19 protein-coding genes are annotated in these 24,521 nt (G+C 70.4%); 12 read left to right on the plus strand and 7 right to left on the minus strand.

Features of this window, described 5'->3' with window-relative positions; all coding sequences use genetic code 11:
- Window positions 1–215 precede the first annotated feature (215 nt).
- Complete coding sequence (locus tag LXT21_RS41070; RefSeq protein WP_254043722.1) at window positions 216–905, plus strand: hypothetical protein; 690 nt, start codon at window positions 216–218, stop codon at window positions 903–905.
- 45 nt (window positions 906–950) lie between these two features.
- On the opposite strand, the gene LXT21_RS41075 is transcribed toward LXT21_RS41070, so the two are convergent.
- The 3 genes from LXT21_RS41075 to LXT21_RS41085 are packed head-to-tail and all read right to left on the minus strand — an operon-like array spanning window position 951 to window position 6,505.
- Window positions 951–2,213 carry a TolC family protein gene (locus LXT21_RS41075; protein WP_254043723.1) on the minus strand — a complete coding sequence of 421 codons (1,263 nt, stop codon included), beginning with the start codon at window positions 2,211–2,213 and terminating at the stop codon, window positions 951–953.
- Window positions 2,210–5,386, minus strand: a complete 3,177-nt coding sequence (locus LXT21_RS41080; RefSeq protein ID WP_254043724.1) for an efflux RND transporter permease subunit — start codon at window positions 5,384–5,386, stop codon at window positions 2,210–2,212. Before LXT21_RS41080 ends, LXT21_RS41075 begins: the two co-directional genes overlap by 4 nt.
- 15 nt (window positions 5,387–5,401) lie before the next feature.
- Complete coding sequence (locus tag LXT21_RS41085; protein ID WP_256572417.1) at window positions 5,402–6,505, minus strand: efflux RND transporter periplasmic adaptor subunit; 1,104 nt, start codon at window positions 6,503–6,505, stop codon at window positions 5,402–5,404.
- Between the two features lie 138 nt (window positions 6,506–6,643).
- Between LXT21_RS41085 and LXT21_RS41095 the strand changes: the two genes are divergently transcribed.
- Both LXT21_RS41095 and LXT21_RS41100 read left to right on the plus strand, forming a co-directional pair.
- Window positions 6,644–8,143 carry a sensor histidine kinase gene (locus LXT21_RS41095; RefSeq protein WP_254043725.1) on the plus strand — a complete coding sequence of 500 codons (1,500 nt, stop codon included), beginning with the start codon at window positions 6,644–6,646 and terminating at the stop codon, window positions 8,141–8,143.
- Entirely contained in the window at window positions 8,140–9,489 is a 1,350-nt protein-coding gene (locus LXT21_RS41100; protein WP_254043726.1) for a sigma-54-dependent transcriptional regulator, read from the plus strand. Before LXT21_RS41095 ends, LXT21_RS41100 begins: the two co-directional genes overlap by 4 nt.
- Before the next feature lie 7 nt (window positions 9,490–9,496).
- Here the strand turns inward: LXT21_RS41100 and LXT21_RS41105 are convergent, their stop codons facing one another.
- On the minus strand, window positions 9,497–10,147 hold the full coding sequence (locus tag LXT21_RS41105; RefSeq protein ID WP_254043727.1) for a DUF4349 domain-containing protein: 651 nt from the start codon (window positions 10,145–10,147) through the stop codon (window positions 9,497–9,499).
- 114 nt (window positions 10,148–10,261) lie between these two features.
- Window positions 10,262–10,459 (minus strand): hypothetical protein, encoded by a 198-nt coding sequence (locus LXT21_RS41110; RefSeq protein WP_248545279.1) that lies wholly within the window; start codon window positions 10,457–10,459, stop codon window positions 10,262–10,264.
- Window positions 10,460–10,602: 143 nt separating this feature from the next.
- Between LXT21_RS41110 and LXT21_RS41115 the strand changes: the two genes are divergently transcribed.
- The 9 genes from LXT21_RS41115 (at window position 10,603) to kdd (ending at window position 22,051) form a co-directional block, all read left to right on the plus strand.
- Window positions 10,603–11,214: a hypothetical protein gene (locus LXT21_RS41115; protein ID WP_254043728.1), complete on the plus strand. Its 612-nt coding sequence runs from the start codon at window positions 10,603–10,605 to the stop codon at window positions 11,212–11,214.
- A 53-nt stretch (window positions 11,215–11,267) separates the two neighbouring features.
- A complete protein-coding gene (locus LXT21_RS41120) occupies window positions 11,268–11,780 on the plus strand; it encodes an FHA domain-containing protein (RefSeq protein WP_254043729.1) in 513 nt (170 codons plus the stop codon).
- A 61-nt stretch (window positions 11,781–11,841) separates the two neighbouring features.
- Window positions 11,842–13,128 (plus strand): Stp1/IreP family PP2C-type Ser/Thr phosphatase, encoded by a 1,287-nt coding sequence (locus tag LXT21_RS41125; RefSeq protein ID WP_046714538.1) that lies wholly within the window; start codon window positions 11,842–11,844, stop codon window positions 13,126–13,128.
- Window positions 13,129–13,228: 100 nt separating this feature from the next.
- The gene (locus LXT21_RS41130; protein WP_254043730.1) at window positions 13,229–13,741 is read left to right on the plus strand and encodes a hypothetical protein; all 513 of its coding nucleotides are present in this window, start codon (window positions 13,229–13,231) and stop codon (window positions 13,739–13,741) included.
- Window positions 13,742–13,884: 143 nt separating this feature from the next.
- Entirely contained in the window at window positions 13,885–16,863 is a 2,979-nt protein-coding gene (locus LXT21_RS41135; protein ID WP_254043731.1) for a carboxypeptidase regulatory-like domain-containing protein, read from the plus strand.
- A gap of 65 nt (window positions 16,864–16,928) precedes the next feature.
- Complete coding sequence (gene coaBC, locus LXT21_RS41140; RefSeq protein WP_254043732.1) at window positions 16,929–18,161, plus strand: bifunctional phosphopantothenoylcysteine decarboxylase/phosphopantothenate--cysteine ligase CoaBC; 1,233 nt, start codon at window positions 16,929–16,931, stop codon at window positions 18,159–18,161.
- Between the two features lie 569 nt (window positions 18,162–18,730).
- Entirely contained in the window at window positions 18,731–19,798 is a 1,068-nt protein-coding gene (locus tag LXT21_RS41145; RefSeq protein WP_254043733.1) for a uracil-DNA glycosylase, read from the plus strand.
- A gap of 24 nt (window positions 19,799–19,822) precedes the next feature.
- On the plus strand, window positions 19,823–20,830 hold the full coding sequence (locus LXT21_RS41150) for an alpha/beta hydrolase (RefSeq protein WP_254043734.1): 1,008 nt from the start codon (window positions 19,823–19,825) through the stop codon (window positions 20,828–20,830).
- Window positions 20,831–21,019: 189 nt separating this feature from the next.
- Window positions 21,020–22,051 carry an L-erythro-3,5-diaminohexanoate dehydrogenase gene (kdd, locus tag LXT21_RS41155; RefSeq protein WP_254043735.1) on the plus strand — a complete coding sequence of 344 codons (1,032 nt, stop codon included), beginning with the start codon at window positions 21,020–21,022 and terminating at the stop codon, window positions 22,049–22,051.
- A 22-nt stretch (window positions 22,052–22,073) separates the two neighbouring features.
- On the opposite strand, the gene LXT21_RS41160 is transcribed toward kdd, so the two are convergent.
- Both LXT21_RS41160 and LXT21_RS41165 read right to left on the minus strand, forming a co-directional pair.
- Window positions 22,074–22,694 (minus strand): ankyrin repeat domain-containing protein, encoded by a 621-nt coding sequence (locus LXT21_RS41160; protein ID WP_254043736.1) that lies wholly within the window; start codon window positions 22,692–22,694, stop codon window positions 22,074–22,076.
- An 81-nt stretch (window positions 22,695–22,775) separates the two neighbouring features.
- Window positions 22,776–24,308 (minus strand): catalase, encoded by a 1,533-nt coding sequence (locus LXT21_RS41165; protein WP_254043737.1) that lies wholly within the window; start codon window positions 24,306–24,308, stop codon window positions 22,776–22,778.
- Window positions 24,309–24,521 lie beyond the last annotated feature (213 nt).

The following is a 24,521-nucleotide window of genomic DNA, read 5'->3' on the forward strand; positions in this document are numbered from 1 at the left end:
TGACTCGGAGACAATGGCTTGCCACTGCGGGTCCGGCTCGCGCGGAGGTCACCCCTCGTTGTTAGGATTCAGACTGCGATTGACCTCAGGGGGACGGTCACATGGAGAAATGGGCCGAGCGGCGCATTCTCATCTTGGGGATGACCTACCCGAGCTACTCAAGCAGACGTGTGGAGAATGTCTGCACGGGCGGCTTGGACAGTGAGGATTTGAGGATGGTCCGGCTCCATCCCATCCCGCGCCGCTTCATGGAGGAGGGCCAGTGTCTGCGTGGCTTTCAATGGATAGCGGCCAAGACGAAGAAGCATGAGCGGGACCCACGTCCGGAGAGCCTCGAGGTCGCCCCGGATTCCCTCCGGCTCGAGGACCGGATGCCGGACACCGACGCGTGGAGGCAGGTGGAGATGCTGCGCGCCTCTCCGGGCTACGTTGCATCGCTCGAGCACCTCGCGGAGCTGCAGCGGACCGAGCACCGCTCGCTCGGAATCGTCGAGCCGAAGGTCATCACCGACGCCTACCTCCAGCCGCGCACCGAAGAAGACCGCCAGGCCTGGTTGAAGACCGAGGCGCGCGTGTTGCGTCAGGGATTCTTGTTCGCGCCGCCGAAGCCGCTGCCGTTCCCCGATGTGGAGTTCGTCATCAAGTGGGCATGTGACGATGCACGCTGTCAGGGGCATCGCCATTCCTTGAAGAAGTGGGACCTGCACGAGCGCTACCAGTCGCTGGCGGGAGACTCCCGACGCAAGCAAAAGCTCGAGGGCTTCCTCCGGGAGCAGCTGGACCTGCGCCAGCGGAAGGTCTTCTTCTTCATGGGGAGCTTTCGCAGGCGGCTGTTCCAGTTCGGTTTGATGGACATGTTCAGCACGCCCAGGGCCAGCCAGCTCCCGCTCTTCGAGAGTGATTGAGACGCCCGTGCCCGCGAGACACATCGCTCGCGGGCACGGTGGCACTCACGGTGTCTGGGTGAGCGTCTCCAGGCCCGAGGCGAAGAGCACGGCCGCCTCCGCCTGCTGCACCGCCTCACGTTGCTCCAGGTGCTGCAGCCGCAGGTCCTTCAGCGAGCGGAACGCGTCGAGCAGCTCCAGGATGCTCCCGCGTCCCTCACGGTAGGCGTCCTCCGCCATGCGCCGCAGCGTGGGCAGGCGCTCCACCACGTCGCGCTCCAGCGTGGCCAGGGCGCGGTGCCTGCCCGCCAGCACGGCGTGTGCGCGGGTGAGCTCCGCCCGGGCCTCGGCGACCTCCGCGTCCAGCGCCCGGGTCTCCGCATCCACCTCCGCCGAGGCGCGAGCGATGGCGCCCTGGTTCCGGTCGAACAGCGGCATCGGCAACGACAGCCCGAGATAGCCAATCGTGCTGTCCTCCCGCCGCGTCACCACCGCGCCCGCCTCGAGCGAGGGCACCGGCATCCGCTCCCTCTTCGCCACCGCGAGCCCCCCCTGCGCCACGGATTGCCGCTGCCGCGCCGCCACGAGCGACGGCCGATGCCGCACGCTCGCCTCCCACAGCCGCCCCAGCTCCGGGAGCGTCCCCGTGGCCCCCAGCGTCCCCTCTGCACGCGGGCTCCAGCCCGGTCGACCGAGGAGCGCCGCCAGCCGGCCCGCGGCGTCATCGACGCTGGCCTTCGCGTTGAGGACCTCGACCTCCAGCGTGCGTCCCTCCACCTCGATGCGCTCCACGTCATACCGGCTGGAGTCACCCGCGGCGGCGCGACCCTTCACCACCTTCTCCACGCGCCCCAGGTCCACGGAGGTCTCCTCCAGCAACCGCAGCGCCTCCTGGCTCGAGAGCAGGTTCGCGAAGGCCTCGCGCACCGACAGCTCCCGCTCCGCGAGCGACGCCGTCACCCGGGCCTTCTCCGCCGCCACGCTCCGCTCGGCGAGCTCCCGTCGGACACCGCGCTGCCCGAAGAGCAGCAACGGCTGCTCCACCGTGAACTGGTGCGACATCGACGAGCCCGTGTTGGCCCCGTGCAGCAGCCGCTGCCCGCCGTAGTTGAACGACGGGTTGGGGAGGATTCCCGCGGCGATGCGCTCCGTCTCCGCCACGCCCACGCGCGCCTTCTCCGCCGCCATCCACGGACTGTCCTTGGACAACAGCTCCAGCGCCTGGGGCAGGGTGATGACCTCGGGTGGCGCGGCGGCGGTCTCCTCCGCGCGGGCCCCCACCGACGTCAGCGCCCAGCACAAGCCCCACATCGACACGAGGCGCTTCATGCCGCCACCCCCTCGGCCTTGCCCGCTTCATGGCTGGAGCCCGGCACGACATGCGTCATGCCCGAGTCCCCGGCGTCCTCGTCCTCTTCCTCCTCCGGGGCCGCGTTGGGGCTCCGGTTGCCGACGATGACCGAGTAGAACGCGGGCAGCGCGAACAGCGACACCAGCACCGCCGTCACCAGTCCGCCGATGATGACGATGGCGAACGGGCGCTGCGTCTCGCTCCCCGCGCCGCTGGAGAGCGCCGCCGGCATCAACCCCAGCATCGCGAGCAGCGCCGTCATCAACACCGCGCGGAACCGGCTCGCCGCGCCCCTCGGGAGCGCCGTCTCCAGGGCCTCGCCCGATTTGCGCCGGTCATCCACCGCGCTCACCACCAGCAGCGACGCGAGGCACACCTGGCCCAGCAGGGTGATGAACCCCACCGCCGCGCTGACGGACAGCGGAATGCCCGTGAGCGCCAGCGCCAGCACGCCGCCGCACATCGCGAACGGCGCGCCCGCGAGCACCGCGCCCGCGCTGCGCATGGAGCCCAGCGCCGCGTACAACAGCGCGAACACCACCAGGAACGACAGCGGCACGATGACCGCCAGCCGCCCGAGCGCGCGCTCCTGGTTCTCGAACTCGCCGCCCCACTTGAGGAACATGCCCTCGGGAATCGTCACCTCGCGCTCCACCGTGGCCATGGCCTCCTGAATCGTCGAGCCCATGTCACGCCCCTCCACGTTGAACTTCAGCGCCAGCGTGCGGCTGTTCGCCTCGCGGTTGATGCTCGCGCGGCCCAGCGCCTTCTCCAGTCGGGCCACCTCGCGCAGCGGGACATGGCCGCCGCCCGCGGTGGGCACCAGGATGTCGCCGATGCGCGACTCGTCCTCCTTCTCGGTGCCGGGCAGCAGCACGCGCACGGGCACGGGCCGCTCCTGCTCCCACAGCTCCGTCACCACCTTGCCGCCCAGCGCCGTCTCCACCAGGTCCTGCGCCGTGGACACGTCCACGCCCGCGCGGGCGAGCGCCTGCCGGTCCAACACCACCTGGAGCTGCGGCACGCTCGAGTCGCGATAGAGCCCCAGGTCCACCACGCCCTCCACGTCCTGCAGCGACGTGACGGCCTTCTCCAACGTGGCGCGCATGGCCTCCAGGTCCGTGCCGAAGACCTTGAGCACCACCTTCCCGCGCACGCCGCTGATGGCTTCCTCCACGCTGTCCTTGATGGGCTGGGAGAAGTTGAAGCTCACGCCGGGAATCTCCAGCAGCGACGCGCGCATCTCGCGCACCAGTCGCTCCTTGTCCCAGCCATCCCGCCACGTCTCCGACGGCGTGAAGCGCACGAAGGTCTTCCCCATGTTGACGGACTCGTTGTCGGTGCCGTCCTCCGGGCGCCCCTGTTCGACGAGCACCTCCTTCACCTCGGGGAAGTCCAGCAGGCGCTTTCGGACCTCCAGGAGGATGTCCGCGCCCTTGGCCAGGGAGATGCTCGCGGGCATCTCCACGAAGACGTTGATGTCGCCCTCGTCCAGCTCGGGCAGGAACTCACTGCCCACGCGCGAGCCCACGACTCCCGTGAGCACCACCAGCGCCGCCATGGAGCCGAACACCAGGGCCCGGCGCGGCATCAGCCAGGTCACCGCGCGCGCATAGGCCTCGCGCAGGGTGACGAGCAGCTTGGGCTCCTTCACCTCGGCGTCCTTGGGCCTGAGGAGCAGCGCGCACAACGCGGGCACCACGGTGAGCGCGAAGACGAGCGCCCCCACGAGCGCGAAGCTGTACGTCAGGGACAGCGGGCGGAAGATGCGGCCCTCCACGCGCTCCAGGGTGAAGACGGGGATGAGCGCGGCGATGATGATGGCCATGGCGAAGAAGGTGGGCCGGGCCACGTCGAGCGCCGAGTGGATGATGAGCCCCAGCATCTCGCGCCGCTTGCGGGGCCGCTTCACGCCGGCTTCGTGCAGCACGTTCTCCACCAGCACCACCGCGCCGTCCACGAGGATGCCGAAGTCGATGGCGCCCATGGAGATGAGGTTGGCGGGCAGCCCCACCATGCGCAGGCCGATGAAGGCCGTGAGCAGCGCCAGCGGGATGACGGACGCGACGATGAGCGAGCAGCGCATGCTGCGCAGGAACAGCCACGCCACGGCGACCACCAGCAGCGCGCCGTGCAGCAGGTTGTGGTGCACCGTGGACAGCGTCTGGCCCACGAGCACGTTGCGGTCATAGAACGCCTCGATGCGCATGCCCTTGGGCAGCACCTGCTCGTTGAGCTCCTTCACCTTGGCGTGCACGCCCTCCAGCACCGTGCTCGGGTTCTCGCCCCGGCGCAGCAGGACGACGCCCTCGGTGACGTCCATGTCCAGATCATGGCTCACCGTGCCCCGGCGCGGCGTGTGGGAGGCCACCACGCGCGCGACGTCGCCCACCGTCACCGGCGTGCCGTCCTCGCTCTTGAGGACGATGTCCTGCACGTCCTTGGCGCCCTTGAGGTAGCCGACGCCTCGGATGAGCAGCTCCTGGTCTCCCTGGCGCAGGAAGCCTCCGCCCACGTTGCGGTTGGAGCGCTCCAAGGCCTCGGTGACGTCCGCCAGCGTCAGCTCGTGCGCGAGCAGTCGCGACGGGTCCACCTGGACGTGGAACTCCTTGAGGAAGCCTCCCAGGCTGAGCACGTCCGCGACGCCGGGCACCTGGCGCAGGTGCCGCGCGATGCTCCACTCCATCTCCGAGCGCGTCTCGGTGAGGGTGTGCCGGTCGCTCAGGACGCGGAACTGGTACACCTTGCCCAGCGGCGTGGCCTCCGGCGCGAGCCGCACGTCGGCCTCGTCGGAGAGGTCCGCGTTGGACAGGCGCTCGCCGACGATGGTGCGCGCCTTGAACGGGTCCACGCCGTCGTCGAAGGTGAGGAAGATGAGCGACAGCCCGAAGAGGCTCTCGCTGCGCATCTGGAGCATGCCGGGGGTGCCGTTGAGCACGCGCTCCAGCGGCACCGTCACCTGGCGCTCGATCTCCTCGGGGGCCAGCCCCGGCATCTGCGCGATGACGTTGACCTGGAGGTTGGTGACGTCGGGGAACGCCTCGACGGGCGTGTCCAGATAGGCCTTCACGCCGAACAGGCCGATGCCCAGTGTCAGCAGCAACACGGGCAGGCGGCTGCGGACGCAGAATTCGATGAGTCGTTGCAACATGGGGTGGGGTCTCCGCTAGAGCAGCTGGTCCGCGGCGCCGTCGAGCAGCAGCGCGCCCCGGGTGACGACAGGCTCACCCGCGGACAGGCCCGCGATGACTTGCACGCGCCCATCCACGGGCGTGGCGACGACGACGGGCCGGCGCACGAAGGTGCGCGCGTCCTGCCGCACGTACACCACCGAGTCCTTGCCGTTGCGCAGCAGCACCGCCTCCACCGGGAGCGTCAGGCTGGCCTCGGCCGCGTCGATGCGCGCGCGGCCGAACATCCCCGGACGCAGTCCCTTGTGCGGGCTGTCCAGCGCGATGCGCACCGGCGCCGTGCGCGAGCCGCTGGTGACCACCGCGCCCACCGACACGACCTGGCCCGTGAGCGGCTCGTGCAGCGAGGGCAGGGTGACACTCGCCCGCGTGCCCTCACGCACCTGCGGCAAATCCCGCTCGAACACCTCCGCCACCACCCACAGCGCGGAGGCGTCCCCCACCTCCACCAGGGGCTCGCCGCCGGGCTGCACGGAGACGCCTTCGGTCGCGGTGCGCGCGAGCACGGTGCCCGCCAGCGGGGCGCGCAGGACGACGGTGGTGCCGCCCCCCGTGCCCACGAAGCCCACGGAGGCCTGGGCGCGGGCCAGCTCCGCGCGGGCCTCCGCCAGGCGCGTCTCCGCGGACAGCCGCTCGCGCTCCGTGCTCACGCCCTGGTCGAACATGCGCCGCTCGCGCTCGAAGCCGGACTCCGCCTCGCGCAGCGCCGCCGTCGCGGTGGCCACCGCCGTGCGCGCCGCCGCGGCCTCCGGGCAGTCGAGCGTCACCAGCGGGTCTCCGGGCTTCACCGCATCGCCCGTGCGCACGTGCACCCCCACCACGCGGCCCGCCAGCGGCGCGCCGAGTCGGGACACCGCCCCGTCCCGGAACGCCACGCGCGCGGGCGCCTGGAGCCTCGCGCCGCCGGAATCGGGCTGGACGGGGGTGACGGTGACGAAGGCCTGGGAGGCCTCGGCGAGCTGCACCACCCCCTCCTTCAGCGTCTTGGGCGGAGGCCGCTCCGTGGTGGCGGTGGTCGCGGCGGCGCTGGAGCAGGCGGAGGAGAGGGCCAGCAGGCCCAGGAGCACGGTCCTTTTCATGGCCGGGCACCAAGGCAAGTCCTGGTCCAGCGTGTCTCGTACTCAACTCGTTGAAATCACACGGAGTGAACTCGCCCAGCGAGCAGGTAGGAGTGAGGCGAATTGAATCATCTGTGCACTTTCGCCACAGTGGGCGGCGTGCGCATCGCGACCAAACTGGGGCTCTGGCTGACCCTGACCAGCACCCTCATCCTGGGCTCCTACGGCTACGGGCAGCTCCAGCGGGAGGAGCAGGAGCTGCGGACGGCCACGGAGGAGTCCTCGCGGCTGTTGGCCACGGCGCTCCAGGTGGCCATGGAGAACGCGCTGCGGGACGGGCAGGGCGCGGACGTGCGGGAGATGCTCGAGTCGTTGGAGGTGAAGGACCCCACCGTCGACGTCTTCGTGTTCGACGCCAGCGAGGGGCTGGTCGCCCGCTCGTTGGGGAGCTCGCGCACGTTGCCGCTGGTGGAGGCGGAGGCGCTCCGGGTGATGGAGGCGCACGGCGTGACGTCGCGCTTCGAGGGGCCGGAGGGCCTGTCGCACCTGTCCGTGGTGGTGCCGCTGCGCAGCGACGAGGGCGGGACGGTGGGCGCGCTCGCGGTGGTCAATCCGCTGGATGGGCTGCGCATGGACCTGGACCGCACGCGTCGGTCCACGGTGCTGTCCGTGCTCACGCTCATCGCGGGCATCTCGTTGGTGGGGTGGTTGCTCTTGTGGCTCCACCTGCAGCGTCCGTTGGAGCGCGTGGTGCGGGCGATGCGCGCGGTGCGTGGCGGTGACTTCTCGGCCTCGGTGGTGGTGGAGCGCGAGGACGAGGTGGGCGAGATGGTGCACGCCTTCAACGCGATGGTGAAGGAGCTGGGCGAGGCGCGGGGCCGGCTCAACGTGGAGACGGAGGCGCGCATCTCGATGGAGGTGGGGCTGCGCCGCGTGGACAAGCTCGTCACGCTCGGCCAGCTGTCGGCGGGGCTGGCGCATGAGATTGGCTCGCCGCTGCTCATCCTCGGTGGGCGGGCGCAGGCGCTCGCGTCGAGGACGGAGCTCCCCGACGACGTCCGTCGCAACGCGGGCATCCTGGTGCAGCAGTGCGAGCGCATCACCCGCACGGTGAGCCAGCTGCTGGACCTCACGCGCCGCAAGCCTCCGCGTCGGGAGGTGCTGGATGTCCACCGGCCCGTGCGCGCCGTGGTGGAGCTGCTCGAGCACGACGCTCGCAAGCGGGACGTGACGCTGGAGTTCCAGGTGGAGACCCCGCTGCCTCGCGTCCTCGCGGATGGGGACGGCTTGCAGCAGGTGGCGCTCAACCTGCTCACCAACGCGCTGCGCGCCACGCCTCGCGGAGGTCGGGTGCGGGTGTCGTTGGCGCCGTCCGTCTTCCGGAGCGCGCCGGGGCTGTCGGAGCGCCGAGGCGTCTGTCTGCGCGTCGAGGACACGGGCGTGGGCATCGATGAGGAGCGGCAGGCGCGAATCTTCGAGCCCTTCTTCAGCACCTGGACGGAGCTGGGCGGCACGGGGCTGGGGCTCGCGGTGGTGAAGTCCATCGTCGTGGACCACGCAGGCGCCGTCTCGGTGTCGTCCCGCGTGGGTGAGGGCAGTCAATTCATCGTCCAGCTGCCGGCGGCCGAGGGCGAGGACACGAGTGAGGAGGCGGTATGAGCGCGCGAGGACAACGGCTTCTCATCCTGGATGATGACGCGGCGGTGGTGGACTTCCTCTGCGAGAGCCTCACGGAGCGGGGCTATGTGACGGTGGGGCTCACGTCCCCCGAGGAGGCCCTGTCCCGCTGCGCGGAGGAGACCTTCGACCTGGTCATCTCCGACGTGGAGATGCCGCGGATGCGGGGGACGGAGTTCCTGGAGGCGGTGCTCGCGCGGAAGCCGGGGCAGTTGGTGCTGCTCATCACCGCGTTCGGGAGCATCGAGCTCGCCGTGGCGGCGGTGAAGGCGGGGGCTTGCGACTTCGTGACCAAGCCCTTCAACATCGACGCGCTGGTGCTCTCCCTCGAGCGCGCCTTCCGGGAGCGTCAGCTGCGCAGGGAGATTGTCCGGCTGCGCGCGGCGGTGCCCATGGATGCGCCGGGGGGGCTGGTGGCGCGCAGCCCCGCGATGCGCAAGGTGCTGGAGCTGGCGCGGCGGGCGGCGCGCACGGACTCGACGGTGTTGCTCACGGGGGAGACGGGGACGGGCAAGAGCGCGCTCGCGCGGCTGGTGCACGAGTCGAGTGCCCGGCGCGCGGAGCCCTTCCTCCAGCTCAACTGCGCCGCGCTGCCGCCGGGGCTCGCGGAGAGCGAGCTGTTCGGCGCCCGGCGGGGTGCGTTCACGGACGCGCGCGAGGACCGGGCGGGCGTCTTCGTCGCCGTGGGCGCGGGGACGCTCTTCCTGGACGAGGTGGGGGAGTTGTCGCTGGAGGTGCAAGCCAAGCTCCTCCAGGCGCTGGAGACGGGGAAGGTGCGGCCGCTGGGGGCCAGCGCGGAGGTGACGGTGCGCGCGCGGGTGGTGGCGGCGACGAACCGGCCGCTCGAGGAGCTGCTGCGCGATGGGAGGTTCCGGCCGGACCTCTACTATCGGCTCAACGTCATCCGCCTGGAGGTGCCCCCGCTGCGCGAGCGGCGCGAGGACATCGTCCCGCTGGTGGACTTCTTCCTGGGGAGACTGGGTGGAGCGCAGGCGCGCGAGGTGCTTGGTGTGTCCGCGGCGGCGATGCGCAGGCTGGTGGCGCACGCGTGGCCGGGCAACGTTCGGGAGCTGGCGAACCTGCTCGAGCGCGCGGTGGCATTGGCGGACCACGACACGCTCGTGCCCGAGGACTTCGACCTGCCGGGCGAGAACGGCGGGATGCAGGCGCTGTTCACCCGGGCCAGTGGCGAGGAGCTGCCCCTGGAGGACGTCGAGCGGGCCTACGTGCGGCGAATCGTGGACGCGCAGAACGGCAACAAGGCCGCCGCCGCGCGCATCCTCGGCATCAACCGCCGCACGCTCTACCGGAAGCTGGGCGAGGAGTGAAGCGCCCTCAGTCCCAGACGAACAGCCACTTCACGGCCTTGCCCAGGCCGTAGAACACCCAGCCCACGGGCCCGGGGCGCACGGGGCGCTCGAAGTCGAGGTTCACGGTGGACAGGGCGACTTCGCCCTCGAGCCCCTCCAGGCGCGCCTTGAGCGTCTCGTACTCCACCGTGATTCGCTCCAGCTCCTTCTCCACCTTGAGGGTGTCCTCGACGCTGACGGCGCGCTCGAGCAGCTCCAGGTATCGCTCGCGGATGCGCGTCACGTTGGCCAGGCGCACCTTCAAATCCCGGTGCACGTCCGTCACGTCGCTGGCGGAGACGCTCTTGCGCTCCACCTCGCCCAGCGCGGGCACCGCGGCCAGGAAGCCCTCCAACCGCTCGGCGGGGATGCGCACCACCGCGGAACGGGTCGTCACGTGCTCGGCGTAACCCCCATGCGTCTTCGCGAGCTGGACGGCCTGCGCCGGTCCCGTCTCGGGCTCGTCCCGCTCCAGCGTCAGGGAGGCCCGATGGATGATGGAGCGATTCTCCAGCGGCACGGCGGCCCCCGGCGCACCGCCCGCCGTCAGGCCATCGGCGAACGCGACGCGCTCGTGGGCTCGGTGGGTGGAGCAGGCGGTGAGGGTCAGGGTGAGGACGACCAGGAGCGAGCGCACGCGGGTACCTTGTGAAGGGGAGAGGTCCGTTGAACCGGTCCTCTCAGGACACACCCGCCGGGCTCGACGTTCCAGCTCGACGGCCCGGTGTCGGGCCGGAGCCTCGACGTCCCTTCAGGACGCCCTGGGCGCGGGGAGGGGACGCACGCCGTCCCCCTCGTAATAGATGCTCGCGCAACCCTTCTCGTAGACGACGAGGACGCGATCACTCTGCTCGAGCAGGTCGGAGGCCTTCTCCGTGGCCTTGCGGACGAGGGTGTCGAACCTCCCCGAGCTCTGCTTGCTGCTGGCCCGGACTGTCACGACTGGCATGCGGTGTCCCGCTCCTTGTGCCCCACGGTAGGTGGCTCCAGGTACGACCTGGCTCCCGGCCCGTCCGCAGGTAACGAACGCGTCATAGCCAAACGAACACTTCGTTGACAAGCGCTCCGCTCCGTGGCGCAAAGATGGATTCTATGCACCGCAAGCTCCTCTTTTTGCTGGTTTTCACGCTGGGTCTGGTCTCCACGGCGCAGGCGCAGACGTTGCCGAGCACGCCTCGTCGCGTGCACACCTCGCCCACGCCCTTCTGGCTCCCGCGTGGCGCCTTCCTGGGGACCTCGTACAACGATGCGTTGCTGACGCCCCGGCTGAAGGTGCAGTGGGAGCTGACCTTCTTCCAGGACCGCAAGGACGCCTTCGTCTTCCTGGTGGAGGGCGGCCTGGGGTGGGGGGCGCGCATGCCCACCCCCAAGGCGGGCAAGCCCGAGACGAACCTGGGCGCCTACTACGAGCACACCGCGCAGGTGGGCTTCGGCTACCGCAACCAGCTGCCCAACGCCGCGCACTGGGGCTTCCAGGTGACGGGCGGCCCCGTCTTCTATGGCGCCAAGTTCAACGGCGGCCCGCTCCCGGACAAGAACGTGGCCGGCATCGTCGAGGGCCGAATCCAGATTGGCTACCAGTTCGACAAGGTGGGAGCGGGCATCGCGGTGGGCTACGGGGAACCCTTCGGTCTCAAGCGTCGCTACTTGGGCCGGGGTTTCGTGGGTGGCCCGATGGTCGGGTTGTTCATGGATTGGCGCTGAAGTCCGCGTAGACTGGGGTGCGTGGGAGCCTCCCCCCTTCCCGCGCCGCCCTTATGCCCGAGCTTCTGAGCGCCCATGTCTCGCGGTACCTGCGCAACCGGGGCGACCTCGAGCGGCAACTGCCGCCCGGGCTGCTCCTGTTCTCCCCCTCGCCCGCGGACGAGAGCCTGGTGGACCAGGAGGAGTACCGTCTCAAGACGGTGACGAACGCGGGGACGCCGACGCTGGGGGCGAGCGAGTCGGTGGTCTTCCCGGTGGTGAAGGCCCGCTCCAACGCCTTCGGCCGGGGAATCACGGTGGGGCGCACGGGCAACAACGACGTGGTGCTGGATGACGGCAGCGTGTCGCGCTTCCACGCCTGGTTCGCCCGGGACGAGGCCCAGGCGGGCTTCCTGCTGACGGACGCCGGCTCCAAGAATGGCTCGTGGCTGGGGGGCGTCCGGTTGACCCCGCGCAAGCCCGTTCTGCTGGAAGATGGCGCGCGGTTGCGCTTTGGACAGGTGGAACTCGCGTTCTACACGGCAAGCGGTTTTGTCCGGATGCTCTCCGTACGGATGGCTCCCTGAGCCTTGCCACGTCTCAAGTGGCCTGCGTAACGTACGAAGTCGCCTACAGTCACACACGGGAGTGTTCGCGGTGGCCTTGACCACAGAAGCCTTCGGACTGACCGACGTCGGCCGCAAGCGGCAGCACAACGAAGACGCGATGCTGGTGGACGTGTCGCTCGGGCTGTACGTCGTCGCGGATGGCATGGGCGGGCACGCGGCCGGCGAGGTCGCCAGCAATCGCGCCACCGAGGTCGTCAAGCAGCACATCACCGCGAACCGGCACCTGCTCAAGGATTTGGGCAACAACCCCACGGCGGATAGCCGCTCGGCGGCGGCGGCGCTGGTGGAGGTGGCCGTGCAGCGCGCGTGCGCGGACATCTACCGCACGGCGATGTCGGACTCGACGAAGCGGGGCATGGGGACGACGTTCGTGTGCCTCGCGGTGGGGGGCAACAAGGCCGTCATCGGTCATGTGGGCGACAGTCGCGTCTATCTGGTGAGGCACGGCCAGTGTCACCGGCTGACGGAGGACCACACGCTGGTCGCCGCGCAGCTGAAGGCCGGCACCATCACCAAGGAGCAGGCGGCCACCTCGCAGTACCGCAACGTGATTACGCGCGCGGTGGGCATCCAGGAGTCCGTCCAGGTCGACACGCTCATCGTGGACCTGGTGCCCGGGGACATGTTCGTCCTGTGCTCGGACGGCCTGCATGGCTACGTCGAGGACGAGGAGCTGTTGCCGCTGGTGTCGGGGCTGGCGCCGGGGGACCTGCCCAAGCGGCTCATCGACATCGCGAACGAGCGGGGCGGCAAGGACAACATCACCGCGGTGGTGGTGAAGATCGCCGGGGACAGCGCGGCGCTGGCGAGCGAGGAGTCGACCGAGGCGCAGTCGCGGATGGAGGCGCTGCGCAAGATTCCGCTGTTCCGTCACCTCACGTACAAGGAGCAGACGGCGGTGTTGTCCATCGCGACGACGCGCACGTATCCGGCGGGGCGTGAAATCGTGGTGGAGGGGCAGCCGGGCGAGGAGCTGTTCGTCGTCATCCGGGGCCGGGTGGCCATCGAGAAGAACGGGGTGGAGATCGCCGAGCTGCGCTCGGGCGGCCACTTCGGAGAGATGGGGCTCATCGACAACGCGCCGCGCTCGGCGACGGTGAGGGCGACGGAGCCCACGCGCACCATGGTCATCTCGCGGCCCGACCTGATGGGGCTGATGAAGCGCGAGTCCATCCTCGCGGTGAAGATGCTCTGGAGCTTCGTGCAGGTGCTGAGCGACCGGCTGCGCGCGACGAACTCCGAGCTGAGCGAGGCCCGCCAGGAGCTCGCGGTGGCGCAGGCCATCCAGCCCTTCGCCGAGGAGTGAGGGAGGCCACACCATGAGCACGCGCACCCGTCGTTCCAGCACCGTCGGTTCAGGTCAGACCCGTCGCGTAAGGTCCCGTCAGGATGTCACGGGAGGTCGTATGGCGAGGGTGGCGGGCAGGGACGTGATGGTGAAGTTGATGGGCGAGGTGGTGGATCTGCGCGAGGAGATGAAGTCCTCGCGGATGCAGACGCGCATCCTGGCCTCGGGGATGGGCTCCATGCTGAAGAGCATGGGAGAGATGCGCGAGAGCATGAGCGCGACGCGGGCGAGCATGAACGCGATGCAGGCGAACATGGGCGCGATGCAGGCGAACATGGGCGCGATGCAGGACGCCATCAGCGCGACGCAGGTGGCCCTGACGGAGACGCAGGTATCCCTGCGTGCGACGCAGGCGAACATGAACGCGACGCAAGAGAGCATGGACTTGATGATGACGACCATGGAGTCCGTGGTTGGTGCCGTCCGGACCGTGTCGGGCGGCTTCCAGCGGATGGAGACGCATGTCGGGCGCATGGCCCGGCTGTTGGGCTCGTTGGCCGAGACGACGAACAAGCGCTTCGAGCGAGTGGAGAAGCGCCTGGACGCACTCGAGGACGACACGAAGCAGTGATGGCTGCGTGACGTTGTCGCCCCACTGCGCTGGGGGCGACGTGGGGTGGGGGAGAGCGTCGGGGAGAGGACTGGGTCCGGAATTTCCGGTGGGAATCGGCCGTTGCCGGGCCCGCCGCGGGCTAAGGTCCTCGTGACGAGCGCATGCGCAACTGGATTCTCATAGGGGTTCTGTCCGCCCTCGTGGTGGCTGGGGCCGCCTGGCTCTGGTCTCGCTCGGAGCGAGCGCCTCGCGACTCCCGCGCGTCCGCGTCCCTGGGCGCGACGTCCAAGTCACTGCCCGAGTTCTCCGCCGTCGAGGTCACCTCCGGGAGCCAGGAGGGCCTGGTGCTCACGGGCCGCGTCCTGGATGCCTCGGGGCGGCCGGTGCCGGACGCGGAGGTGTTCCTGTCGGCCAGCGCGGAGCGCACCCTGGTGGATGTGCGCTGTGACGAGTGCGACCAGGCGCTCCTGTCCTGTCCGGCGCGCGAGTCGACGCTGCACACGCTGGCCTTCTTCGAGCAACAACGTGGCTTCCTCAGCCCTCGCGCCACGACGCGAACGGACGCCGAGGGGCGCTTCCGCTTCGAGCACCTGGTCGGCGTGTCCTTCTCCGTGTGGGCCCGCGCTCCCGGATTGGGTGTCGCGCTGCGGGACAGGGCCGCGCCGGGTGATCCGGTGGAGCTGTTCCTGCCGCCGCTGCGCTCCATCCTCGGCCAGGTGGTGAACGAGTCCGGACAGCCCTTGCGCGAGGCGCGCGTGTACGCGGTGTCTCGACGGGTGCCGCTACCCTTCGAGGCGCGCTCCGGGGCGGACGGCGCCTTCATGCTGGAGGGGTTGGGCGAGGGGCCGTTCTACGTGCTGGCCATGGCGGAGGGCTACCTGCCAGCCGTGGAGTCCCAGGTGGAGGCGGGCTCCCAGCCCGTGCGGCTGCAGCTGACGCCCTCGAGGACGCTGGAGGTCCGCGTGACACGCGATGGCCAGCCCGCCTCCGCGACGGTGCGTGTCCGGGGCGACCATCTGTCGCGCGACCTGCGCACGGAGGGCGAGGTCGTCCGCTTCACCGGCCTGTATCCCGATGAGCTGGTGGTGACGGCGGAGGCGCCGGGGCTGGGCTCGATTCCGCGCACGCTGACGCTCGAGGCGCGCGTCACGCAGGTGACGCTGGAGCTCGAGGAGGCCGGCAAGCTGCTCGTCACGGTGGTGGATGAGGCGGGTGAGCCCGTGCCGTCGCCGGAGCTGCTCCTGCGCACCGCTCGCGGAGACATCGTCCGCCGGGAGCGCGCGAGCACGGGCGCGTTGGTGGAGCTGGGGCCGCTCGCCGTCGGCGAGTACGTGCTGGAGGGCAAGGCGGAGGGCTTCCGCGACGCGCAGCTGCCTGCGCGCGTGGGCAAGGGCGAGACGTCGCTGGATCTGGAGCTGGAGCGCGCGACGCTCATCACCGGGCGGGTGATGGACGTGTACGGCCGTCCCGCGCCGCGCGTATCCGTGCTGGTGCAGCCGACGGGCGAGACGGTGCTGGCGGATGGGGACGGGCACTTCTCCGCGTCGGTGCCCACGCCGGGCTTGTACGAGCTGCACGCGCACCACTCCGAGTGGGGCGGTGGACAGGTGAAGGTGACGGCGCCCGCGACGAACGTCGAGCTGCCCCTGGAGCCGCATGCCTCCGTGGAGGTGACGGTGTCCTCCGGAGGTCGCCGCGTGGAGGGCGCGGACGTGGTGCTCTGGGTGGACCAGGAGGGCATCTTCCGGAGTGATCGCTCCTCGGGGCCCGACGGGGTCGTGCCCATGCGTGGGATGCCGGAGGGGACGTACTCGATGGTGGCCTCGCATCCGGACTACCAACCCTCCGAGCGCAAGCAGGTGACGGTGACGGAAGGGCAGACGCTGAAGCTGGAGGCGGAGCTGAAGCCCGGCGCGCCGCTCACGGGCGACGTGGTGGACATGCAAGGCGCGCCGGTGTCGGGGGCCGCGTTGTCGGTGGTGCCTCGTGGCGCGGAGCCCGTGGTGAGCGACGCGCGTGGCCACTTCGAGTTCCGCTCCCTGCGGCCCGACCGGGGCTACCGCCTGGAGGTGAAGCACTCCGGTTACGACCAGACCGAGCGCGCCGAGGGCAAGGCGGGCGGGCCTCCCGTGAAGGTGGTGCTCAAGAAGCGCGACATGTTCCGTGGCCGCGTGGTCGGCAATGACGGCGCGCCGGTGCGCCGCTTCCGCATGGACGAGCATCAGGTGGACAGCCCCGATGGACGCTTCGAGCTGCCGCTGCCCACGGCGGGAGACCGCGTCATCGTCGCGGTGGATGCCTCCGGCTACGAGCCGTTGATGGTGGACCGTCCGGTGGCTCCCGAGTTGGGAGACCTGGTGCTGGAGAAGCTGCCGAGCATCAGCGGGAGGGTGCGCGACGCGAGCGGCGGCCCCGTGGCGGACGCCGTGGTGTCCTGTGAGGTGTGCGACGAGTCCGTGATGTCGGGTCCAGACGGCACGTTCACGCTGGCGAGCCCTCCGTATGTGGCCCGCTACACCGTGTCCGCGCGCAAGGGCCGGCTGACCGGGACGCAGGCGGTGGAGCGCGGCAGTCGCGCCGCGCTGGAGCTGACGCTGAAGCAGGCGACGCGGCTGAGCGGTCGCGTGTTCCTGCAGGGAGGTCAGCCCGCCGCGGGCATCGGCATCGAGGCGGTGAACGGAGACCGGGGTGAGCCGCTCAACATCGTCACCGGGCCGGATGGGGCCTATTCGGTGGACGTGGCGCCCGGCAGCTATCGGTTCATGCTGGGCACCGGCCGAGACTTCGCGGGCGAGCCCGCGCTGGTGGTCCAGGTGGGGGGCGCGCAGATGCACCTCGACCTGGGGCCCGCGCCGGGCAGCGCGTCGCTCACCGTGCAGCTCAAGCCCGAGCGCGGCAAGGCGCTGTGGGTGGTGGCCGGGGAGGTGTCCGTGACGAGCAACCCGCCCGCGCAGGAGCTGATGCGCTCACGCTGGGCGCACCTCATCTACCAGCCACGCTCCGAGCAGGTCGTCATCAGCGGCCTGCCGCCCGGGCGCTACACGTTGGTGTGGGGGGCGTTCCATGTGGAGACACCCGGAGGCCCCGAGGTGCGGGTGGTGGACGTGCCCTCCAGGGGCGAGGTGACGCTGGGACGTTGAGGCACCGGGCCTGCGCGTGTGCGGCTCGGGTTGCGAGCCGGCATGCGGGCGCATTAGGAAGCCGCATGGACGTGACCGCGCTGAAGGGCCGTCGCATCGTGGTGGGTGTGGCCGGTGGTATCGCCGCGTACAAGGCCTGTGAGCTCGTACGTGAGTTGGGGCGCGCGGGCGCCGAGGTGCGCGTGGCCATGACGGAGGCCGCTCGGCAGTTCGTCACCCCGCTGACCTTCCAGGCGCTCAGCGGGCATCCCGTGCTCACCGACTATTTCGACCCCTCGCAGGAGGGGAACTTCGGCCACCTGGACCTGGCGCGGTGGGCGGAGGCGTTCGTCGTGGCGCCGGCCACGGCAGACCTCCTGGCGCGGGTGCGAGCAGGCATGGCGAACGACGCCGTGACGACCTCGCTCCTGGCCTTCCGAGGGCCCGTGGTGCTCGCTCCGGCGATGAACGTGGCCATGTGGGACAACGCCCAGACGCAGGAGAACGTGGCGGCGCTGGCGGCGCACGCGCGCTTCAGCTTCGTGGGACCAGGCGCGGGACTCCTGGCCTGTGGCGACGTGGGTGAGGGGCGGCTGGCGGACGTGCCGGCCATCGTGGCGGGAGTCGCCGCGCGCTTCGCGCCGGGGCCGCTCGCGGGCAAGCGGGTGCTGCTGACGGCGGGTCCCACGCGTGAGTTCCTGGACCCGGTGCGGTTCATCTCCAATCCCTCCACGGGGAAGATGGGGATGGCGCTGGCGCATGCGGCGCGTGCGCTGGGGGCCTCGGTGACGGTGGTGCTGGGGCCGGTGGGGGCGGTGGACCGCACGGGGCTGGAGGTGGTGGAGGTCGTCTCCGCGGAGGAGATGGCGCGCGAGGTGCTGAGCCGGGTCGCCGAGTCCGACGCGTTCATCGCCACGGCGGCGGTGAGCGACTGGCGGCCGGAGACTCGCGCGCCGCAGAAGGTGAAGAAGGGGTCGATTGCAGGCCCGGAGACGCTGAAGCTGGTGCGCACGCCGGACGTGCTGGCCGAGGCTTCGCGGAAGGTGGCGGGGCAGGCGCGGCGGCCGGTGCTGGTGGGGTTCGCGGCGGAGACGGAGCGGGTGGTGGAACACGCGCGCGAGAAGCTCGAGCGCAAGGGGCTGGACGCCATCGTCGCCAACGACGTGACGGCGCCCGGCGCGGGCTTCGGCACGGACACGAACCGGGTGACGGTGTTGACCCGGACCGGCGCGCCGCGAGAGCTCCAGGGCACCAAGGACGCCGTGGCCCGGAGCATCCTCGAGCTCCTGCTGGTGCAGCGCGCTCCTTCCGGTACTTGAGTCTCAGGGCGTCCAGGGCTCGAGGACGGCGAGCGTGGCCTGGACTCCCGCGCGGATGACGTCGTCCTGTTTCAGGTCGCCGGGCCGCACCGTGCGTGCCGTCACCTCTCCCGGGAGGATGGAGACGGGCTCGACACCGAGGTCGGCGACGAAGGGGGGCGTGCGGCAGAAGCGCTACGAAAGTCCTGCCGGCAGTCCGGGTTCCATCTCGCTCGGGAGGATGGAGACGGGCTCGACACCGAGGTCGGAGACGAAGGGGGCGTGCGGCAGAAGCGCTCCGAGAGTCCTGCCGGCAGTCCGGGTTCCATGGATTCATGGGAGGCGCGCCCGCCAACCCGCGGACTCACCCCCGGAGCCGGCGCGCGGGTCGACGGGGTGCGGTGAGTCGAACCGTTGGCCTTTGGCTCCGGAGGCCAACGGCGAGGGTTCGACAGGCCGCCCGTGACCCGGTGTGGTGGGGAACTTGACGCCGCGCGGGAGGTCCGGTCCACCCCGTCGAGGCGTGCTCCCGAGCGAGAGTCGTCCGCTTCCTTGCGCCCGGGCCTGCCCTCCGATACCGATCGGTCATCGTGAACGACGATTCGCCCGAAGCCACGCAGGAACTGAGCGCCGTGCTGGAGGATGTGCGCCGTCACCTGCTCTGGCAGGAGGACGGCGGCGGGCGCATGCTGATGATCGACGCCAAGGCGGCGGCCGAGCTCCAGCGCCTGACACCTTCCCTGCGCTCCCGGTTCGCCCGTCCGGGACCCGCGACCGAGCCCGCACCGGCCGAACGCAGGCCCGCCCCCGCCACGAGCACCGCCCCCACCACGCCGGTGTCGCGGCCGGTGGACGCGGCGCCAGGCCCGGGCACCTCGCGCGTCGATCGGCCCGTGGGCGCTGCTCCTGGCAACGCGACTCCCGCTCCGTCGGGCCGTCCACTGGCCCCCCCGGAGCCCGCCACGCATGCGCCCATCGCGGCGCGAGCGACCCCCCGTCCCACCGCGCCCACCTCGAATGGGATGCTCCTGGACGTACCGAAATCCTCTCCCACGGGCAGCGGAGCGCTGCCGGGCGTGGTCGACGGCGAGCGGCCGACGCTGGACCAGGTGCGGCGCGAGCTGGGCGACTGCCAGCGCTGCAAGCTGTGCACGGGCCGCAAGAACATCGTCTTCGGCTCGGGCAACCCCCGCGCGGAGCTCGTCTTCGTGGGCGAGGGCCCGGGCGAGAACGAGGACATCCAGGGCTTCCCCTTCGTGGGCGCCGCGGGAGACCTGCTCACGAAGATGATCGAGGCGATGGGCTTCCGTCGCGACGACGTCTACATCTGCAACGTCGTGAAGTGCCGGCCCCCGGGCAACCGGAACCCGGAGCCGGATGAAATCGCCGCGTGCGAGCCCTTCCTGCGCGCGCAGCTCGCGGCCCTCCAGCCGAAGGTGGTGGTGGCGCTGGGCAAGTTCGCGGCGCAGACGCTGCTTCGAGATTCGACGCCCATCACCCGCATGCGCGGGGCCTGGCGTGTCTACGAGGGCATTCAGCTGATGCCCACCTTCCACCCCGCGTACCTGCTCCGCAATCCCGCGGAGAAGCGCAAGGCGTGGGAGGACCTGCAAGCCGTGATGAAGATATTCGGCAAGAACCCGGGCTCGCGCGCGTAGCGCGGCCGCGAAGGGGAGACTCGGATGAAGGGATTGCTGGAGACGCGCGAGGTGCAGTCGCCCGCGCTGGAGTCCAACCCGCTGGGCGACCCGGCCCGGCGCAAGCTCACCGTGTACCTGCCGCCGGGGTACGCCGAGTCGGACCGGCGCTACCCGGCCGTGTACTTCCTGCACGCGTTCGGCAACAGCGGGGGCACGTGGACCAACGCCTCGGGCTTCGCACCCTCCGTGCCCGAGCGGCTGGACGCGCTCATCGAGTCCGGCGCGGTGCCGCCCGTGGTGGGCGTGTTCCCCGATGCGTGGACGTCGCTCGGCGGCAGCCAGTGGATCAACAGCGACGCCATCGGCCGGTATCGCGACTACCTGGCCAAGGACATCGTGGGCTTCGTGGACCGCACCTTCCGCACGCTGCCCAAGGCGGCGTCGCGCGCGGTGCTGGGGCACAGCTCGGGCGGCTACGGCGCGCTGGTGATGGGGCGCTACCACCCGGAGGTGTTCTCGCTGCTGGGCGCACACTCGGCGGACGCCTACTTCGAATACTGCTACCTGCCGGACCTCCCGAAGGCGGCCGGCTCGCTCCTGAAGTCGGGCGGCATCGAGTCGTGGCAGGGCGAGTTCCGGCAGCGCGTGCGCGAGACGAAGATGCGCGGGGAGGACTTCCCGGTGGTGAACACGCTGGCGATGGCGGCGGCGTACTCGCCGAAGAAGGGTGAGCCGCTCAACCTGGAGCTGCCCTTCGACGCGCAGACGGGCCGGCTGAAGCTCGACGTGTGGAACCGGTGGCTGGTGCACGACCCGGTGCGCTTCGTCCCCAAGTTCCTGGACGCCTTCCGCAAGCTGAAGGGCGTCTTCCTGGACTGCGGCACGCGCGACGAGTTCAACCTGCGCTGGGGCACGCGCATGCTGGCGGACGACCTGAAGAACGCGGGCGTGGACCTGGTGCACGAGGAGTTCGAGGACGGCCACTCCGGTGTGTCCTATCGCTTCGAGCGCTCGCTCTCGGTGCTGTTGCCCAAGCTGTCCCAGGAGTAGCCCCCCGACCCGGGCTCGCGCGGTGCTTGGCTCCCGCAAGGCCTTCCTGGTGACACAGGGGGGCTTTCGGGAGTGAACGCCGCGCGACGTGACGCTGGCCATCCCCCCGGCGGAGCGGATAGACGCAGGACTCCCGCGCGACAGGCCGCTCGGCTGCGGGCGCGGATGGACCTTCAGGGAGATGGGAACATGAGCAACGACCTCTACGGGCTGTCCCGCGTCGTCGGCGAGAAGGGCGTGCTGCCGCAGCGCGCGCGCAAGCTGGACCCCTCGCTGCCGTGCCGTGATTCGGAGGTGCTCATCGACGTGGAGAGCCTCAACATCGACGCGGCCTCCTTCAAGCAGATCAAGGGCGAGGTGGGTGGAGACCCGGCGCGCATCGGCGCGCGCATCCAGGAGATCGTCCTCGAGCGCGGGAAGATGCAGAACCCCGTGACGGGCTCGGGCGGCATGTTGATTGGCCGGGTGAAGCAGATTGGCGCCAGGCACCCCGCGCAGGGGCAGCTCCAGGTGGGCGACCGCATCGCCACGCTGGTGAGCCTGACGCTGACGCCGCTGGTCATCGAGGAGGTGAAGGCGGTCCACGTGGACATCGACCGCCTGGACATCCGCGGCCACGCGCTGCTCTTCGCCACGGGCATCTACGCGAAGCTGCCGGCGGACCTCCCGGACACGCTGGCGCTGGCGGCGCTCGACGTGTGTGGCGCGCCCGCGCTGGTGGCGCGCTACGTGCGGCCGGGCATGACGGTGGCGGTGCTGGGCGCGGGCAAGAGCGGCGCGCTGTGTCTGGCCCAGGCCCGGCGAAATCTGGAGAGCCGGGGACAGCTCATCGCGATGGACGTGTCGCAGGCGGCGCTGGACGCGCTGACGGCCATCGGCCTGTGCGACGTCGCGCTGAAGGTGGACGCGACGCAGGGCGTGGACGTGATGGAGGCGGTGAGCCAGGCCACCGGCGGTCAGCTCTGCGACCTGGTGGTGAACTGCGCGAGCGTGGGCAACACGGAGATGGCCACCATCCTCTCGGTGAAGGATGGCGGCACGGCCATCTTCTTCTCCATGGCCACCAGCTTCACCACGGCCGCGCTCGGCGCCGAGGGCGTGGGCAAGGACGTCACCATGCTGGTGGGCAACGGCTACGTGCCCGGCCACGCCTCGCTCACCCTGGCCCTGCTGCGCACCGAGCCCGCGCTGCTCCAGCTCTTCGCCACCCGCTACGTCTGAGCGGCGGACCTCCGTCGCGAGGCTATCTCCCGGCGGAGGTGTCTTCGGGTGACGCGGGGGCGGGCGCCACGGGGGCCTGGGGCGCGCTCTGCGTCCGGGCCCAGTCGGCGGCGCTGCGACCGCTGGCGTCCTGGACCTCCGTGGACGCGCCCTTCTGTCGGAGCGCGTCCACCACCTCCTGCCGACCGAAGAGCGAGGCGAACATCAGCGCCGTCTGGCCCAGGCTGTTGGCCTGGTCCACGGCGCACGGCTGCGCGTTGAGCAGCGTGACGATGTCCGCATGGCCCTTGAAGGCCGCGCCCATGAGCGCGGTGTTGCCGCGCTTGTCCCCGGCGCAGGCATCCACACCCGCCGAGAGCAGCACGCGCACGGTGTCCAGATGTCCGTGGTAGGCGGCGAGGATGAGCGGCGTGAAGCCGCGCTCGTCCCGGGCCTCCGCGGACGCTCCCGCCTTCACCAGGCCGGAGACGACCTCCGTGTCACCCACACGCGCGGCGGCGAGCAGGTAGCGCTCCGCCTCGTTCGCGGCGAGCAGACGCCCCTGGGACACGGGCTCGGCCTTCAGCGAGTACCACGCGGCCGTCGCCACCACGCACACCAGGACCAGCAGACCGAGGGCTCCGAGGAGCAGCTTGCGGAACATGTTCATCCTCCAGGTGGATGAGAGGGGAGGGGCCCGCGCCGGTGCTCAGGCACGGGCCCCGGTGCTTCACTCAGGAGTGCTTCAGCGGGTGGCGAGCGGCGCCACGGCGGCGCGGGCGTCATCCACCTTCACGTTCACCGCCTTGGCCAGCTTGGTGCCGTACTCCTCGTTGGCGACGAAGAAGTGGCCCACCATGCGCGCCTTCACGCGGGCGTCACGCACCTGGCCCAGGTCCCCGGCCAGGTTCTTCACCAGGCGCTCGCGGGCCGCAGGATCCAACGAGGCGTAGAACGCGCCCGCCTGCGAGAAGTTGTCCGTCTTCTCGATGGGCTGCTGCTGCGTGGTGCCGGACAGGGGCAGCTGGGAGAACAGGTGCTGGGGGGCCTCCTGCGACTCGCGGGCGATGCTCGGCTCGTAGTTCACGTCCGACTTCGTGTTCGCCACGTTCATGGCGCCGGCCTGGTTGTTGTTGTTCACCGAGGCGCGCGCGCGGTTGACGGGCAGCGACTGGTAGTTGGCGCCGACGCGGTAGCGCTGCGTGTCCGCGTAGGAGAAGAGCCGGCCCTGCAGCAGGCGGTCCTCGGACGGCTCGATGCCGGAGGGCTGCACGCCGGGGGAGAACGCCGCCTGCTCGGTCTCCTCGAAGAAGTTGTCCGGCAGCTTGTTGAGCGTGAACTTGCCCAGCTTGACGGAGGGCGCCTTGTCCTCGGGCCAGACCTTCGTCGGGTCCAACGGGTTGAACGCGAAGCCGTCCAGGTCCTTCGGGTCCAACACCTGCGCCGACAGCTCCCACGAGGGGAACTTCCCCGCGCCGATGGACGCGTACAGGTCCGTGGTGGCGTTCTGGTGGTCCTCACCGGCGATGCGCGAGGCCTCCTCGTTGGTGAGGCTCTTGACGCCCTGCTGCGAGGCCCAGTTGAACTTCACGTACTTGTACTCACCCTTGGCGTTGACGAACTTGAACGCGTGCACGCCGTGCCCGTTCATCTGCCGGTAGTTCGCCGGGATGCCGATGTCCGAGTACAGCTGCGTCAGCATGTGCGTGGACTCGGGGATGTGGGAGAAGAAGTCGAAGAAGCGGTTCGGGTCCTGCTTGTTGGTGACGGGCGACGGCTTGAGCGAGTGCACCATGTCCGGGAACTTGATGGCGTCGCGGATGAAGAAGATGGGCAGGTTGTTGCCCACCAGGTCCCAGTTGCCGTCGTCCGTGTAGAACTTGAGCGCGAAGCCGCGCGGGTCTCTCAGTGTCTCCGGCGAGCCGGACGGATGGATGACGGTGGAGAAGCGCACGAACATCGGCGTCTTCTTCCCCTTGTTGGCGAAGAGCGACGCGCGCGTCAGGTTGGAGAAGTTGCCGTAGCTCTCGAAGACGCCATACGCGCCCGCGCCGCGCGCATGCACCACGCGCTCCGGGATGCGCTCCCGGTCGAACCGGGCCAGCTTCTCGATGAGGTGGAAGTCCTCCAGCAGGATTCCGCCGCGCGGACCCGCTGTCTTGGAGCTCTGGTTGGTGCCCACGGTGGCACCCGTGTCCGTGGTGAGCGGCGGTGGATTGGCTGCGAGCGCGGGACCACTCAACAGGACGGCGGACAGCAGCAGCGAACGCGTCTTCATGCGGAGACTCCTCTCGGGGGATGAGGCGGAGCCGCTCCAAAGCACGCACCGTGCCGTCTCTTGGAATCCAATAATTCCGAGCGCTTGAGGGCCGTTGGAGGTCCCGTGTCACCGGCATTTCGGTGATGTCACCGTCCCCTCGGTGGGGGGGACCCCTGTTTTTCGGTGTCGAGGGCAGTCAACCGATAATGCGGTGCGGCAGCGCCATTCCGG

Source organism: Myxococcus guangdongensis, assembly GCF_024198255.1.
GTDB lineage: Bacteria > Myxococcota > Myxococcia > Myxococcales > Myxococcaceae > Myxococcus > Myxococcus guangdongensis.

Excerpts from the sequence above, each read along its gene's own strand:
- LXT21_RS41070 (WP_254043722.1), top strand. The coding sequence starts at position 216 with ATGGTCCGGCTCCATCCCATCCCGCGCCGCTTCATGGAGGAGGGCCAG.
- LXT21_RS41075 (WP_254043723.1), bottom strand. The coding sequence starts at position 2,213 with ATGAAGCGCCTCGTGTCGATGTGGGGCTTGTGCTGGGCGCTGACGTCG.
- LXT21_RS41080 (WP_254043724.1), bottom strand. The coding sequence starts at position 5,386 with ATGTTGCAACGACTCATCGAATTCTGCGTCCGCAGCCGCCTGCCCGTG.
- LXT21_RS41085 (WP_256572417.1), bottom strand. The coding sequence starts at position 6,505 with ATGAAAAGGACCGTGCTCCTGGGCCTGCTGGCCCTCTCCTCCGCCTGC.
- LXT21_RS41100 (WP_254043726.1), top strand. The coding sequence starts at position 8,140 with ATGAGCGCGCGAGGACAACGGCTTCTCATCCTGGATGATGACGCGGCG.
- LXT21_RS41110 (WP_248545279.1), bottom strand. The coding sequence starts at position 10,459 with ATGCCAGTCGTGACAGTCCGGGCCAGCAGCAAGCAGAGCTCGGGGAGG.
- LXT21_RS41115 (WP_254043728.1), top strand. The coding sequence starts at position 10,603 with ATGCACCGCAAGCTCCTCTTTTTGCTGGTTTTCACGCTGGGTCTGGTC.
- LXT21_RS41120 (WP_254043729.1), top strand. The coding sequence starts at position 11,268 with ATGCCCGAGCTTCTGAGCGCCCATGTCTCGCGGTACCTGCGCAACCGG.
- LXT21_RS41130 (WP_254043730.1), top strand. The coding sequence starts at position 13,229 with ATGGCGAGGGTGGCGGGCAGGGACGTGATGGTGAAGTTGATGGGCGAG.
- LXT21_RS41135 (WP_254043731.1), top strand. The coding sequence starts at position 13,885 with ATGCGCAACTGGATTCTCATAGGGGTTCTGTCCGCCCTCGTGGTGGCT.
- coaBC (WP_254043732.1), top strand. The coding sequence starts at position 16,929 with ATGGACGTGACCGCGCTGAAGGGCCGTCGCATCGTGGTGGGTGTGGCC.
- LXT21_RS41150 (WP_254043734.1), top strand. The coding sequence starts at position 19,823 with ATGAAGGGATTGCTGGAGACGCGCGAGGTGCAGTCGCCCGCGCTGGAG.
- kdd (WP_254043735.1), top strand. The coding sequence starts at position 21,020 with ATGAGCAACGACCTCTACGGGCTGTCCCGCGTCGTCGGCGAGAAGGGC.
- LXT21_RS41160 (WP_254043736.1), bottom strand. The coding sequence starts at position 22,694 with ATGTTCCGCAAGCTGCTCCTCGGAGCCCTCGGTCTGCTGGTCCTGGTG.
- LXT21_RS41165 (WP_254043737.1), bottom strand. The coding sequence starts at position 24,308 with ATGAAGACGCGTTCGCTGCTGCTGTCCGCCGTCCTGTTGAGTGGTCCC.